The organism is Sporolactobacillus shoreae (genome assembly GCF_004684935.1).
GTDB lineage: Bacteria > Bacillota > Bacilli > Bacillales > Sporolactobacillaceae > Sporolactobacillus > Sporolactobacillus shoreae.
This window is the reverse complement of the sequence record NZ_SRJD01000004.1, coordinates 170,598-184,338: the sequence shown is the minus strand read 5'-3', so window position 1 is coordinate 184,338 and position 13,741 is coordinate 170,598. Positions and strand designations below refer to the sequence as shown.

The 13,741-nt window shown below is 48.3% G+C and carries 15 protein-coding genes; 1 reads left to right on the top strand and 14 read right to left on the bottom strand.

Translation table 11 applies throughout. The annotated features are described in order from the left end of the window. The first annotated feature begins 198 nt into the window (after positions 1-198). A complete protein-coding gene (locus E4665_RS05595; protein ID WP_135347809.1) occupies positions 199-1,296 on the top strand; it encodes a M24 family metallopeptidase in 1,098 nt (365 codons plus the stop codon). 149 nt (positions 1,297-1,445) lie between these two features. Here the strand turns inward: E4665_RS05595 and E4665_RS05590 are convergent, their stop codons facing one another. From E4665_RS05590 to thiI, 14 genes are all read right to left on the bottom strand, one after another. Beyond that, complete coding sequence (locus E4665_RS05590; protein ID WP_135347808.1) at positions 1,446-2,648, bottom strand: acetate kinase; 1,203 nt, start codon at positions 2,646-2,648, stop codon at positions 1,446-1,448. 21 nt (positions 2,649-2,669) lie between these two features. Beyond that, complete coding sequence (locus tag E4665_RS05585) at positions 2,670-3,644, bottom strand: class I SAM-dependent methyltransferase (protein ID WP_135347807.1); 975 nt, start codon at positions 3,642-3,644, stop codon at positions 2,670-2,672. Between the two features lie 534 nt (positions 3,645-4,178). Further along, a complete protein-coding gene (gene ytfJ / locus E4665_RS05580; RefSeq protein ID WP_135347806.1) occupies positions 4,179-4,658 on the bottom strand; it encodes a GerW family sporulation protein in 480 nt (159 codons plus the stop codon). Next, complete coding sequence (locus E4665_RS05575; protein WP_167815121.1) at positions 4,573-5,262, bottom strand: DUF2953 domain-containing protein; 690 nt, start codon at positions 5,260-5,262, stop codon at positions 4,573-4,575. Before E4665_RS05575 ends, ytfJ begins: the two co-directional genes overlap by 86 nt. A gap of 183 nt (positions 5,263-5,445) precedes the next feature. Continuing rightward, positions 5,446-6,117, bottom strand: coding sequence for a bifunctional phosphoribosyl-AMP cyclohydrolase/phosphoribosyl-ATP diphosphatase HisIE (gene hisIE / locus E4665_RS05570; RefSeq protein WP_135347804.1), 672 nt, complete (start codon positions 6,115-6,117; stop codon positions 5,446-5,448). Continuing rightward, on the bottom strand, positions 6,114-6,872 hold the full coding sequence (hisF, locus tag E4665_RS05565) for an imidazole glycerol phosphate synthase subunit HisF (RefSeq protein ID WP_135347803.1): 759 nt from the start codon (positions 6,870-6,872) through the stop codon (positions 6,114-6,116). Before hisF ends, hisIE begins: the two co-directional genes overlap by 4 nt. Then, on the bottom strand, positions 6,841-7,599 hold the full coding sequence (gene hisA, locus E4665_RS05560; RefSeq protein ID WP_135347802.1) for a 1-(5-phosphoribosyl)-5-[(5-phosphoribosylamino)methylideneamino]imidazole-4-carboxamide isomerase: 759 nt from the start codon (positions 7,597-7,599) through the stop codon (positions 6,841-6,843). The genes hisF and hisA overlap by 32 nt, the downstream gene beginning before the upstream one ends. After that, positions 7,599-8,264 carry an imidazole glycerol phosphate synthase subunit HisH gene (hisH, locus tag E4665_RS05555; RefSeq protein ID WP_135347801.1) on the bottom strand — a complete coding sequence of 222 codons (666 nt, stop codon included), beginning with the start codon at positions 8,262-8,264 and terminating at the stop codon, positions 7,599-7,601. The genes hisA and hisH overlap by 1 nt, the downstream gene beginning before the upstream one ends. Next, complete coding sequence (gene hisB / locus E4665_RS05550; protein WP_135347800.1) at positions 8,261-8,854, bottom strand: imidazoleglycerol-phosphate dehydratase HisB; 594 nt, start codon at positions 8,852-8,854, stop codon at positions 8,261-8,263. Before hisB ends, hisH begins: the two co-directional genes overlap by 4 nt. After that, on the bottom strand, positions 8,847-10,136 hold the full coding sequence (gene hisD, locus E4665_RS05545; protein WP_422067243.1) for a histidinol dehydrogenase: 1,290 nt from the start codon (positions 10,134-10,136) through the stop codon (positions 8,847-8,849). The genes hisB and hisD overlap by 8 nt, the downstream gene beginning before the upstream one ends. Further along, entirely contained in the window at positions 10,117-10,767 is a 651-nt protein-coding gene (gene hisG, locus E4665_RS05540; protein ID WP_135347798.1) for an ATP phosphoribosyltransferase, read from the bottom strand. The genes hisD and hisG overlap by 20 nt, the downstream gene beginning before the upstream one ends. Beyond that, positions 10,767-11,966 (bottom strand): ATP phosphoribosyltransferase regulatory subunit, encoded by a 1,200-nt coding sequence (locus E4665_RS05535; protein WP_135347797.1) that lies wholly within the window; start codon positions 11,964-11,966, stop codon positions 10,767-10,769. The genes hisG and E4665_RS05535 overlap by 1 nt, the downstream gene beginning before the upstream one ends. 249 nt (positions 11,967-12,215) lie before the next feature. Further along, positions 12,216-12,416, bottom strand: coding sequence for an alpha/beta-type small acid-soluble spore protein (locus tag E4665_RS05530; RefSeq protein ID WP_135347796.1), 201 nt, complete (start codon positions 12,414-12,416; stop codon positions 12,216-12,218). 122 nt (positions 12,417-12,538) lie between these two features. Next, entirely contained in the window at positions 12,539-13,738 is a 1,200-nt protein-coding gene (gene thiI / locus E4665_RS05525; RefSeq protein ID WP_135347795.1) for a tRNA uracil 4-sulfurtransferase ThiI, read from the bottom strand. Positions 13,739-13,741: the final 3 nt, after the last annotated feature.

The following is a 13,741-nucleotide window of genomic DNA, read 5'->3' as shown; positions in this document are numbered from 1 at the left end:
GTTTGTTACTGGAATTATCTAAAATCCGCGGCACAAATATTAATAGATTTATTATACACTACCCTTAGAGGAATTCGTAAGAAAGCGGCCGCAACGTGAAGAAGATCGAAATTATTTAAATTGTTGCGGTTTTCGACAACCGCTGCCGATCTGATTGTGATACATTTAATATATTATTAATTCATTGGAGTGACTTCATTGACAGATAAAATCGTAAAAATTGAAGAATGGCTTCAGAAACATGACAGCAGATTTGCTTATATCGCTGATCCAACCAATGTCTTCTATCTTACAGGATTTAAATGTGATCCTCATGAACGTTTTCTGGGGCTTTTTATATTTCCTGACGCCGAGCCCTTTATGATCTGTCCGGAACTCGAAGTCGGACAGGCCCGCGCTTCAGCGTTCGGGCATGAAGTTATCGGTTATCGGGACGATCAGGATCCATGGACCTTTGTCGGAAAGGCACTGGAAGGCCGGAATCTCTCTTCCGGCAAAATATTTATCGAACCAGGTACCTTGCCCTTCAAAAAAGCGATGGCCGTAAAAGAGCTTTATCCTGACGCTTCATTTTCCTCCATTGAGGCCTTTCTTGCCTCGATGAGAAAAATAAAAGACTCTGCCGAACTCGCCGCCATGAAAAAAGCCGGTGAGATTGCGGACGACGCCGTCAGATTAGGCGTTGAAGCGATTAAAAAAGGCAGAACTGAACAGGCGATTATTGCCGAAATCGAACACGAGCTGGCGAAGCACGGCTATTCGGAAATGGCCTTTGACACGATGGTTCTCACCGGAGAAAACAGCGCCGCTCCGCACGGCCATCCGGGCAGCCGCCAGATTAAGGAGGGCGATTTCGTCCTGTTTGATTTAGGCGTTGTCATTGACGGCTACTGCTCGGATATCACCCGGACTGTAGGCTACAAATATGTTTCTGACGAGCAGAAAAAAATATATGAGGCGACGCTCCGCGCAAACCTTGAGGCGATCAAAGCAGTGCATGAAGGCCTTCGTATCGGAGACCTTGACGGAGTTGCCCGAAAAGCAATCACCGACGCCGGCTATGGCGAGTATTTCACGCACCGTGTTGGGCATGGCCTTGGACTTGGTGAACATGAAGAGCCTTCCATGAGTGCGGATAACGACCAGACCCTTCAGACAGGCATGGTCTTCACTATTGAACCCGGTATTTATCTGCCGGGTGTCGGTGGCGTGCGTATTGAAGATGATGTTTACCTGAGCGAGGAAGGTCCGGTGACACTGACTCACTATCCGAAAGAACTTCAGATTATTTCCTGATGCGCAGCAATTAATTTAGCGCTTTGATATAAAATAGAGGCTGCCTCTTGCCGGAAAACCGGTCGGAAGCAACCTCTTTTTATGATGTAGAAGGTATCAAAGATACATCCTATGCCTGGATTTGCAAGAGAATCTCGAAAAAACTTTTTTCATATCTTCTGGTGCTGCTGGGACAAACGCACCGTATCTCTCGCGATCATGACTTCTTCATTTGTCGGAATGACAAGCACTTTGACGGGAGAATGTGGCGCGCTGATCAGCGCTTCTTCGCCGATCACTTTATTTCGTTCATGATCCCCATAGATGCCCATAAACTCCAAGCCCTCCATTACTCTTTCACGGATCATTGGACTGTGCTCGCCAATTCCCGCGGTAAAGATAATAGCGTCAACCCCCGACATTTTTGCCGCATAAGAGCCTATATACTTCTGAATCCGTTCGATGAACACATCAATAGCAAGTTTCGCTCGCCTGTTTCCTCTTCTTGCTTCCTTGTCAATATCCCGAAGATCGCTCGAAAATCCGGTCAGTCCCAGCAGCCCGCTTTTTTTATTCAGGACATTCACTACTTCAGTCGCGTTCAATCCTGTCTTGTCCATAATAAAAGGGATCAGAGCAGGGTCAATGTCGCCAGACCGTGTCCCCATCGTCAGTCCGGCAAGCGGTGTGAACCCCATGGACGTGTCAATGGATTTCCCCCCCTTGACCGCAGTGATACTGGCACCGTTCCCAAGGTGGCAGGATATAAAACGCAGCTTTTCAATCGGACGATCGAGCAGTTCTGCGGCCCTTCCTGTCACGTATTTGTGGCTGGTTCCGTGAAAGCCATATTTCCTAATGCCATATTCCGTATAATATTCATAGGGCAGGCTATAAAGATATGCTTCGCTTCCCATTGTCTGGTGAAAAGCAGTATCAAAAACGACCACTTCCGGAATGTCCGGCATGACCTCCCGGAAGGCTCTGATTCCGACCAGATTGGCAGGATTGTGCAGCGGGGCCAGTTCAGAAAGAGTCTCAATTTTTTCAATGACTTCCTCTGTAACTAGAGCCGAATCATTAAAGGTTTCACCGCCATGAACCACCCGGTGCCCGACACCTTCGATTTCTTTCAGTGAGTGGATAATTTTGAGAGAAGTCAGTTTTTCCAGAAGCCCCTTTACGGCCTCCTCATGATCAGAGATTGACGAAATCTCCTGAACCTTTTCTCCTCCCACACTAATGGTGAAAATAGAATCCGACAGACCGATCCGCTCTACCGAACCTTTTGTCACCAATTTTTCAGCAGGCATATCCAGAAGCTGGAACTTCAACGAAGAACTGCCTGCATTAATGGCCAGAATTAATGCCATGCCTTTCACCCCCTCACTCTTTCAGACAGAGCGGCTTGTAAACCAGCGATCCAGCTGCCCCATAAATCCACGCATTGCCACTTCATTCATAAAATCAGGCATCTCAGCCAGCAGAGCCTGCCCGCGGTTAGTGACACCCTTCCCCTTCTTCTGAAGGAGGAGGATGCTCTTCGCCGCCTTTTCATCTTTGAAAAGAGCCATGGGCAACTGGAGAAGCGCCCGGACGACCGCGTTTTTCTGCAGATAGTCATGGAAACGATGATCCTTGTCATCCGCAAACAAACGGTTTGGAATCAGATAAAGAAGATAGCCCGCTTCCTTTAAATGATTCAGGCCCTGTTCTATAAAAAGAAAATGCGTATATGCTTTTCCGTTAATCGCGTTTAGTTTGTAGCTCTCCGCCGTTTCCTGGTCTGGATAAAAGCCGACCGGAACATCGCAGACAGCGAAGTCCGCGGGTTCTGCAAGTATCGGCTTAAGTCCGTCCTGATGGAAAAGATGAATATCCTTCTGCTGTAAATTAGCATTTGTATAAGCCAGCTTAATCAGCAGATCATCGGTATCCGCGCCATAGGCTTCCACATGGTCCGTTTTCGCCTGATTCAATATGCCGGTCAGAAGATTCGCTGTTCCGACTGCGGGATCAAGAATAGAAAATGGCTTTTCCCCGGCAAGAAGCATGACCATATGTCCGATCAGAATAACTAAAGTATCCGGGGTCATGTCATGACCTGGTTTCGGATCGGCCTTCATGCCTTTAAGTGCGGCAAGCTGGAACGCCCGCCTGACATCTTCCGCCGTCATCTGTTCATGAAAAAAAGAATCGTAAAGCGGCCTGAGCCTGTCGATCAAGTCTGCTTCACTTATTTTATCATTATATATATCTTGCCCGGCCTTACAGAGCGCTTCCAGATAAGAAATGTGGCCCTTATTTTTAATTAGCAAAGCAGACCGATCAAGAACTGAAAACAAATCGCTCACTAGAGTTGTTTGCACAAGAATTCCCCCATGAATAAAGCGCTTACAACAAAAAATACATATTAAAAATTCCGTTATGGATTTGTTGCCGCTTCAGTTAGTAGCAGACCGGACGCGAATGGTTTCAGAAAAAAAACAAGAACTGGTTCAGATAATCCTTCAATTTTTTCTTTTATCAATGACAAGTTCATCTTCCTGACAACCCCCGGCCGGCAAAATCGATGGAACATGGATTACATTCCGTTACTTACGGAACACTTAAGAACTTTACACTTTAATTTTAGCGACAGAGCCATAAGAACGCAAGCAGCACTTGAACGGCGTGTCTCCCATGATTAAGTTTTGAAAAAAACATGCTCTTATTTACGTACTGAAACTCAAATAGGTTTCACCGAGGATTAATTAAAATGGCTTGTCTGTTGTTTTTTGCTCCAGACGCTCACCCGCGCCCCTTCCGCTCCAGTCGGCGGAGTAACAAAATAAAAACAGAATCGAAGTGAAGGGTTCACTTCGATTCTGTTTGCCGGGAAATAAAGTGTGCTGAGGATCATTTTAGAATTCTTCTTCATCCGGCCAGTCGTTTCTGTGCTTTTTTCTGAACTGGCGCGGCTTTATTTCAGTTTCGTCGCCACCGGTTTTTTCCAGAATCTCTTTGATCTTCTCAATGGTCTGTGGAGCGAGATCAATCATCCGCTCGTAAATATGGGTGCTATTATCCAGATGAATGGTCTTCACGCCTTTCGGCCCGACAATGAGAAAAGCGATGGGTGTGATCGACACGCCTCCGCCCGTTCCTCCACCAAACGGAAGATAGGCTTCAGTTTCCTCCCCGGACTGCTCATCCGAATTTTCATTCTGTGTATTAAATTCACTCCCGCCAGCCACAAAACCGAAGCCGACCCTGGAGATTGTAATAATCATATGCCCATCTTCAGTCTCAATCGGATCACCGATGACCGTTTTGACGTCGATCATGGACTGAAGGCTTTCCAAAGCCGTTTTCATGAGACCCTGTATCGGATGATCCGCCATCTCTTTCTCCTTCTTTCAGCTGCCTTCTGATTTCTCTCATTGTACGTATAGCTTCCCCCGCTTTTAGCGACATCATGCATGAAAATTGTGATGTAAAGCGTTTTTCCTGAAAAAGGGGGACGACTTCAATACGCGGCTGATCAGATGTCATTTTCCCAATCAGCGGCATGACCATCGACTTTGTCGACCAGATCAATCCGCAAAGAACAGCTGTATCTCCCGCGTCACCCGATCCGAAAGATGTCTTCCAGACAAAATGGCTCATACGAATTTTTTCCGTGAGGTGAAGCGATTTTATAGAGGACACCAGTTTGAAACAGAGTGGACGCCAATCACGAAGAAAAGGTGTCACACCTTTTCCCGAGCCGGGCATTTCAGCAGAAACTGCAAAATCCGGCAGGCTTTCGATCAGCCCCGCGAGTTTTTTTTCATCCATCTTAAATGTAAAAAATTCTTTTCCCAAAAAATAAATTTTGATTTCCAGTACCACCTTTCCCGTACTTACAAAACCGGACAAAAGGATTGTCAGCGTGCTCTTCAGAAAGATAACGATCATAATGAAAATGGCTGCTGCCAGGCATAATACGACTGTGAAAATAAGCATCCGTCCCATTTTCCTTTCCTGGATGCAAATTATGCATCAGGATCTTCAATCTGATTTTATTGTCTGCCGGATCACAAAAACTATCCTTGCGACGACGGTGCGGGCGTTTTTATTACATAAAGCACAACAAAGCCCTGAAGAACCAAAATCGGGCTCTTCAGGGCTTGGGCAGATCTCCTTAGTTTACTGCAGATCTTTCGCTTTTTCCCGCTGAAATTCACTTTTATCACGATGGCGCTTTTCAAGGACACGGAGCACTCGGTCAAAGCCGACCTTCTGCTCACGGAGCATGACCAGCGTGTGGTAAATCACGTCCGACACTTCCCACTCCAGCTCGGCAACCGACCGGTTCTTCGCAGCGATGATGACTTCGGAAGTCTCTTCTCCGATTTTTTTCAGAATTTTGTCGATGCCTTCGTTGAACAGATAGGTTGTATAGGTGCCTTCAGGCCGCTCGGCTTCACGTTCGGCAATGACATGCTCCAGTTCAGCAAAGATACTATAGCGGTCGCTTCCGCTTTGAATCGCCTCCTGTTTGTCGCTTTTCTCTTCTTTAAAGCAGCTGTAGCTTCCTGTATGGCACGCAGGTCCTGCGGGATTGACCTTGACAAGAAGTGTATCCGAGTCGCAATCAACGGCCCAGTCGATTATTTTTTGCGTATTACCGGAGGTTTCCCCTTTGTGCCAGAGTTCCTGGCGCGACCGGCTGTAAAACCAAGTTTCTCCCGTTTCAAGTGATTTCTCTACGGATTCCTTATTCATATAGGCCAGCATTAATATTTCTTTACTCTGAGCATCCTGGACAATTGCCGGGACGAGCCCTTTTTCATCAAATTTAACGTCTTCCACTTTCATCGGATCGGCACTCCTTTACTTTTTAAATAATTTTTAACCTGTGCTACCGAAGTTTCCTTATAATGAAAAATTGATGCTGCTAGTGCGGCGTCCGCCTTCCCTTCGCGAAACGCGTCTAAAAAGTCCGAAGCTCTTCCGGCTCCGCCCGAAGCGATAACCGGCACATCGACTGCCTCACTGATCTTGCGGGTCAGATTCAATTCAAAGCCGCTTTGCTCGCCGTCCCTGTCCATACTGGTCAGTAGAATTTCTCCGGCTCCCAGAGAAACAGCTTTCTTTGCCCATTCAACAGCATCCAGATCCGTTTTCTTACGGCCGCCGTGAGTGTAGACACGATATGTACCTGTTTCAGGGTCAAACTTGGCATCAATGGCGCAGACAATGCACTGGCAGCCGAAAAAGTCCGCACCGGCCGTGATGAGAGCCGGGTTCGCGACTGCTGAGCTGTTGAGTGATATTTTATCCGCCCCCGCACGGAGCAAGGCTTTGATATTTTCCAATGAATGAATGCCACCGCCGACAGTAAAAGGAATGGCAAGTTTGGCGGCAACCGCCTTTACAACTTCAACCATCGTATTTCTTCCTTCATTCGTCGCAGAAATATCAAGAAACACCAGTTCATCGGCACCCTCATTATTGTAATACATGGCGAGTTCAACCGGATCTCCTGCATCGCGCAAGTGAACAAACTGTTTTCCCTTGACGACGCGCCCCTCTTTGACATCAAGACATGGGATGATTCGTTTTGCCAGCAAGTGCTTTCACCGCCCTTATGGCTTCTCCGAGGGGAAGCTGTTTTGTATACAGCGCTTTGCCCACAATGGCACCGCTGATTTTACCTGATGAATCACCGGCCATTTTTGTGAGTTCTTCAATCGTTGTGACGCCTCCGGAAATGACCACAGGAACACCAACGTCCGCAGCCAGTTTTTCTGCCCCGGCAATATTCGCACCCTGGAGCGCACCGTCCCTGCTGATATCCGTATAAATAAAATGACGGGCACCCGCGCGGATCAGCTCTTTTGCCAGCTCAGCGGCGCTTAGGTCAGATACCTCCAGCCAACCTTTTACGGCGACTCTGCCATTTTTTGTATCTAGCCCTATTGCAACCGAATCCGGATATTTTCTGAGTGCCTCGCGCGTAAATTTAGGATCGGCAATCGCTGAACTGCCGAGAATGACCCTTTTTATCCCACTCTTCAGATAGTAGTCCACGGTATCCATGCTGCGGATACCGCCGCCGACTTCAATTCTAATCGGAACCTTCGAAGCAATATCCCTGATGACTTCATGATTCAGAGGATGCCCTGCTTTCGCTCCGTCAAGGTCAACGACGTGAAGCCATTCCGCGCCCTGCTCATAAAAAGCGAGGGCGACAGCTGCCGGTGAATCATCGTAAACTGTGGATTGTCCGTAATCCCCCTGATAGAGTCGGACACATTTCCCGTCGAGTAAATCAATGGCGGGATAAATCGTAAACATCAGGCATTCCCCCTGCCGTCATGAAGTAGCTCCGAGTCTTGCGCCCTTTTGACAAAACGAAGATAATTTTCCAGTAGAACCTGTCCAAAAGGGCCGCTTTTCTCCGGATGAAACTGTGTCCCAAAAATATGGCCGCTGCCCACGACGGCAGGCACCTGCCCATGATAATCCGCGGTTGCGATCAGAATAGAAGGGCTGTCAGTGACAGCATAATAAGAATGGACAAAATAAGCATAATCAGGATCCAGACCCCTCAGAAGCGGTGAATCCGAATTTTTAAAATCGAGCGTATTCCATCCCATATGCGGGACTTTATAGTGTTCACTGCTGCCGACGGTTCCGCTGAAACGCACTACGCGCCCCTGGAGAAGCCCAAGCCCGCGGTTCAGTCCGCCTTCCTCGCTCTCATCAAATAGAAGCTGCATGCCGAGACAGATGCCGAGCAGAGGCTTTTTATCCGCATAATCACGCAGGAACCTAGTCAACTCTTTCTCATTCAGCAGCGCCATGGCATCCTTGAACGCGCCGACACCGGGAAGGATCAGCCCATCCGCCTGGTCCAGCTTCTCCGCGCTGTCGCTGATGAAATAGGGTTCATCAAGGCGGATTAGAGCACGGCTGAGGCTGTATAAGTTTCCCATGCCGTAATCGACAATTCCGATCATCCTAATGTTCCTTTCGTTGAAAGGACCCCTTGAATCCTTGAATTTTTAAGGGTAGCGGCGTCAAGGGCGCGTCCCAGGGCCTTGAAAATGGATTCAATAACGTGATGCGCATTCTCTCCATAGCGGACGTTGACGTGAAGATTCATCCGCGCTTCGATCGAAAGCTTGTCAAGAAATTCAGTAACCAGTTCCGTATCAAACGTGCCGACTTTCTGCGCCGGCAGCGTCCCGTGGAAAACGAAGGCGGGCCGATCGCTGAGATCAATCACCACTTCAGAAAGCGCCTCATCCATTGGAACGATCGCGTAGCCATATCGATTAATTCCCGCCTTGTCCCCAAGTGCCTGACGGATCGCCTGCCCCAGACAGATAGCAATATCTTCAGTCGTATGGTGATCATCAACCTCAGTGTCTCCATGTGCCTCTACTGTGAGGCTGAACTGTCCGTGTTTGGCGAACAGCGTCAGCATGTGTGTCAGAAAAGGCACTCCGGTTTCCAGCTTTGAATTTCCGTCCCCATCAACTGAGAAGTTTAACTTGATTTGTGTTTCAGATGTATTGCGTTCAATTGTTCCTGATCGGTCAGTCATGTACCGCAGCTCCTTTCAGACGTTTTTCAACCGCTCTCGCGTGGCCTTCCAGTCCCTCATATCGGGCGAAAGCTGCGATCGCTGATCCGTTTTTCTGAAGTGCTTCATCTGTATATCTGATCAGGCTGGAGCGTTTAACAAAGCTATCTACTCCGAGAGGGCTCGCGTAGCGAGCGGAACCGTTTGTCGGAATGATGTGATTCGGGCCGGCAAAATAGTCGCCGACAGGTTCCGAACTGTACATTCCGAGAAAAATTGCCCCGGCATGGCGTATCAGAGGCAAAACGGACTCAGTATCGGCTACCGCAAGCTCCAGATGTTCTGGCGCAATTTTGTTCACCGCTTCGGCGGCTTCCTTCAGATCTTTTACGAGCACGATTTTCCCTACTGTTTCAATCGATGGTTCCGCAATGTCACGACGCGGCAATGTTTCCAGCTGACGTTCCACTTCCTTGTCGACCTCCTCTGCAAGAGACCGCGAAGGGGTAATCAATACCGGCATCGACATTTTGTCATGCTCAGCCTGGGACAGCAAATCAGCGGCAACCCAGGAGGGATGGGCCGAATCATCGGCAAGAACTGCGATCTCACTAGGACCGGCAAGGCTGTCGATGGCCACATCGCCGAACACTTGTTTTTTTGCCAGCATAACATACAGGTTCCCAGGCCCGACAATTTTATCAACTGGCCGGATCGTTTCGGTACCGTAAGCAAGCGCGGCAATAGCCTGGGCACCGCCGGCCTGATAGATCTCGGTGATGCCGATTTCACGGGCAGCTGCAAGGACACCGTCGGCTATTAATCCATTTTTCTGCGGTGGGGATATCAGGACAACACGTCCAACACCAGCAACCAGTGCCGGAATCGCGCCCATCAGCACGGAGGAAGGATAGCAGGCGGTGCCGCCCGGAACATAGATACCTACAGAATCCAGAGGTGTTACTTTTTGACCAAGCAGAACACCGTCTTCAACCGTTTCCGTCCACGATTCCGGCATCTGTTTCTCATGAAAGGCCCGGATATTTGCTGCCGCCTGGCTGATTGCCCGGCGCACCTCCTGAGGAACGCGGGCGGCAGCCTCCTCTACCTCTTTCTCACTGACACGAAGATCCGTCAGTTCGATTCCGTCGAATTTTTTTGTAAAAGCTCTGATCGCCTGATCGCCCTCTGCCTTTACTTTTTCAATAATCAATTGAACGGATTGCTGTGCCGCTTCCTTCGCTTCAACTTTCCTTTTCTTAAGAAAATCCAGGTCCCCATCTTCAATCCATTCCAACTTTATTCCCCTCCGTTGCCCGAATCATTTTTTCCACGATTTGATCAATAGCTTTTTTCTTCAGGCGGTAGCTGACCGGATTGACGATTAACCGTGAGCTGATATCCATCAACCGGTCAAATTCAACCAGACCGTTCTCCCTCAGAGTCTGTCCGGTCGAAACGATATCGACGATCGCATCCGCCAGCCCGACAATTGGCGCCAGTTCAATCGAACCGTTCAGTGCGATCAGATCGACCTGTTCACCGCGCTTCCGGTAGTAATCGGAAGCGATATGCGGATATTTAGTTGCGATTTTCAGATAAGGATTGCTGCTTCGATGCTGAGGCAGCCCTGCAACAGCCATGTGGCACTTACTGATGCCGAGATCCACCATTTCGTAGACATCACGTCCGCTTTCAAGCAGCACATCTTTACCGGCAATCCCGATGTCAACAGCTCCATATTCCACATAGGTTGGAACGTCAACCGGTTTGGCGAGTATAAAGCGAAAAGGTTCGTCATCCAGATCGAGTATCAACTTCCGTGTTGATTCAAAGGTATCCGGAAGAGAAAAACCCGCGTTTCTCAGAAGGCGGCAGGCGTCATCAAAGATGCGTCCCTTCGGCATCGCCACTGTTATACGCGATTCATTCATCATTCTGTCTCCATTCTGTCTGAAGATAAAAATCTTTTGATCGTTTCGAACTGTTCAGCGAAGGCAGCCGCGTCATCAATACCATCGGCATGCTGCAGAACAACCGCGTTCCCCTTATTTCTTTCCTGATTTGCAAAAAGCAGTGCCCGACCCGCATTCGCGCGATCAAAGATAACGGCTTTTTTGCGCGGTTCCGTCTGAATTCCTGACTGCCTGGCGGCACTGAGCAGGCGATCCATCCTGATGCCGAATCCTGTCGCCGGACACGGACGGTCGAACTGAGCCAGCAGATCGTCATAACGCCCGCCGCTTGCTACCGGAAAGCCAAGACCTCCGCCGAAACCCTGGAAAACAAACCCGGTATAATAGTTCAAATGCGGAACAAGAGTGATATCGAGATCAATTTTCCCTTCCAGGTGATCTGTTTTCAGGAGATCTACAAGTTCCAAAATATTTTGATAATAAGAATGCACAGGTATCGCCGATCCGGACGTCAGTGACTCCAGATAGTCCAATGTCTCATCATTATTAAGCCTTCTGGAGTCAATAAATGCGTTCAGTTTTCGAGCCGATTCGTCCGGTAATTCAAGTGAAGCCACATATTCACGAAAACCCACATCGTTTTTATTGTAAAGCAGGTTTCTAAGTTGACCGACTGTTTTCTTATCCTTCACAATATCATAAAAAAAGGCATTGACAAACCCTACATGGCCGATCGCTAGCCTGATCGAATCAATTCCGGTTTTCTGAAGAAGAGCAATCATCAGCGAAATGATTTCGACATCCGCGTATGCCGTCGCGTCACCGATTAATTCCGCTCCGGTCTGTTCGAACTCGCTCGGATGCCCACCTTCCTTTTTCTGACTCCGGTACAAAGCCGTTGTATAGGCAAGCCGAAGAGGAAGCGGCTCCTTCCGAAGGCTCGAAGCGGCAATCCGCGCGATGGGGGTAGTCATGTCTGGCCTCAGCACTACAGGGTGACCTTCAGCATCCAGAAATTTAAAAAGCTGGCTGTCCTCTATCGCTGAAGCGCGTCCCACCGTTTCCGCATATTCCAGTGCGGGGGTCTGCAGAAAGTCATAGCCCCAGCGCTGCAGCTCCTGCTGAAAAATGTTCTCCAGTCTTGCAATCGCCCTTTGCGCCGATGGGAGCAAATCACGCAGACCGAGCGGTTTTTCAAACATATAGGGTTGGGTCATTAGTCGTTCCTCCTTCTCCACAGCTTTCTCTCTTTGTCATTTGTCTATTGATCATTACGATGAAATGCGGATTGAGACTTTTCCTGATTCTGCATTCCGCATTTCGCTTTACTTCGCTAGTATGATAAAGTATGTAATGTGTATTGTAGTGTAAATTTCTATAGAAGTCAATACAGTCATTTTAGCTGACTTTTCCCCAAAATATGAAAAAGGGCGGCTGTGGCCGCCCTTCTTTAAATATATTTGTCATTAAAATGCTTTTCCGCCAAGCTGCTGCTGCGCAGTCGCTACGAGACGTTTAGTAATCTCACCACCAACAGAACCATTGGCACGTGAAGTCGTATCCGGGCCCAGATGGACACCAAATTCGGAAGCAATTTCAGTCTTCATCTGTTCAAGAGCCTGTTCAGCACCCGGAACCAGAATTTTGTTGCTGTTATTTTCAGCCATGTTTCTCACCTCCTTGTGCCATTATCATGTGCAGACACGATTAGAGGCATACAAAAAGGGAGGTGGTAATTATTTCAACAAAGACGTGTCGATTTAGCTGTCAAATATAGCTTATAACAGCTTCACAACAGATCGCTGAAAGCATCCTCAAGGTCTTCAGATGTGACCGTCAGAGTCTCGATTCCGTTAACAGCCTCATCTGTCAAGGCTTCCACATCAAAGGACTTTTCAAACCGTTCGGCATGCAGTCTGTCCGGTTTGGTTCTTGGCGCCTTCGGAAGAAAAATAGTGCAGCAGTCTTCGTAAGGACGGATTGATATTTCATAAGTGTCAATTTGTTTCGCAATTCTAGCGATATCCAGTTTATCCATTGTAATCAGCGGCCTTAAAACGGGAAGATCGGTTACCTGATTGATCGTATTCATGCTTTCCATCGTCTGGCTGGCTACCTGTCCCAAGCTTTCACCCGTCGCAAGCGCCAGAGCCCCCGTCTTCTCCGCCAGTTTTTCAGCAATGCGGAACATCAGCCGCCTCATAATTGTAATTCTGTAATCTTCTGGAACGGCGTCGCGGATCGCCAGCTGGGCTTTTGTAAAAGGTACAAGATGAAGCCTGACCGTTCCACCGAAGGATTGAATTTTTTTGGTCAGATCGATCACCTTCTGCTTTGCACGGTCGCTGGTGTACGGCGGACTCTGAAAGTGTATGGCTTCGACCGTGGCTCCGCGTTTTGCGAGCAGGTAGCCGGCGACAGGACTATCGATCCCTCCGGACAGCATCAGTAGCACTTTGCCGCTTGTCCCAACAGGGAGACCTCCTGCGCCGTCATATTCATGGCCATAGATTCTGGTCTCGTGGTAGCCCACCTCAACCCGCAGTGTAATATCGGGATTGTGAACGTCAACAGAAACACCTTCACAGTTTTTCAGCACATACGCACCCAGCCCCTGATTCAGTTCACTTCCGTGAATGGGGAAGCGTTTGTCTTTTCTGCGTGCGGCAATTTTAAATGTGCGGACACCATTTTCGGCTTTCATGACGCGAAGCACCCCATCCTGCATCGCGTCAAGATTATTCTCCACTTTGATTGCGGATGAAATGTTCTGAATACCAAAAATGCGTGTCAGAACCGAGAGAACCTGATCAGCATCCTCACCATTAAGCTGAATTTCAATGTCATCAAAATGCCTTTTGATGCCAAGCATAGAAAAACGGCTTAACTTGTCCTTCACGTCATTTTCAAGCTTCTGGACAAAATTCATTTTATTTTTACCTTTGAGTGTGATTTCCCCAAAACGGATCACTAAATAATCGTAAATCACTGA

Excerpts from the sequence above, each read along its gene's own strand:
- E4665_RS05590 (WP_135347808.1), bottom strand. The coding sequence starts at position 2,648 with ATGGCATTAATTCTGGCCATTAATGCAGGCAGTTCTTCGTTGAAGTTC.
- hisB (WP_135347800.1), bottom strand. The coding sequence starts at position 8,854 with ATGACTGACCGATCAGGAACAATTGAACGCAATACATCTGAAACACAA.
- hisG (WP_135347798.1), bottom strand. The coding sequence starts at position 10,767 with ATGAATGAATCGCGTATAACAGTGGCGATGCCGAAGGGACGCATCTTT.
- E4665_RS05575 (WP_167815121.1), bottom strand. The coding sequence starts at position 5,262 with ATGCTTATTTTCACAGTCGTATTATGCCTGGCAGCAGCCATTTTCATT.
- E4665_RS05530 (WP_135347796.1), bottom strand. The coding sequence starts at position 12,416 with ATGGCTGAAAATAACAGCAACAAAATTCTGGTTCCGGGTGCTGAACAG.
- hisIE (WP_135347804.1), bottom strand. The coding sequence starts at position 6,117 with ATGAAAGTGGAAGACGTTAAATTTGATGAAAAAGGGCTCGTCCCGGCA.
- E4665_RS05535 (WP_135347797.1), bottom strand. The coding sequence starts at position 11,966 with ATGACCCAACCCTATATGTTTGAAAAACCGCTCGGTCTGCGTGATTTG.
- hisA (WP_135347802.1), bottom strand. The coding sequence starts at position 7,599 with ATGTTTACGATTTATCCCGCCATTGATTTACTCGACGGGAAATGTGTC.
- hisH (WP_135347801.1), bottom strand. The coding sequence starts at position 8,264 with ATGATCGGAATTGTCGATTACGGCATGGGAAACTTATACAGCCTCAGC.
- ytfJ (WP_135347806.1), bottom strand. The coding sequence starts at position 4,658 with ATGGCGGATCATCCGATACAGGGTCTCATGAAAACGGCTTTGGAAAGC.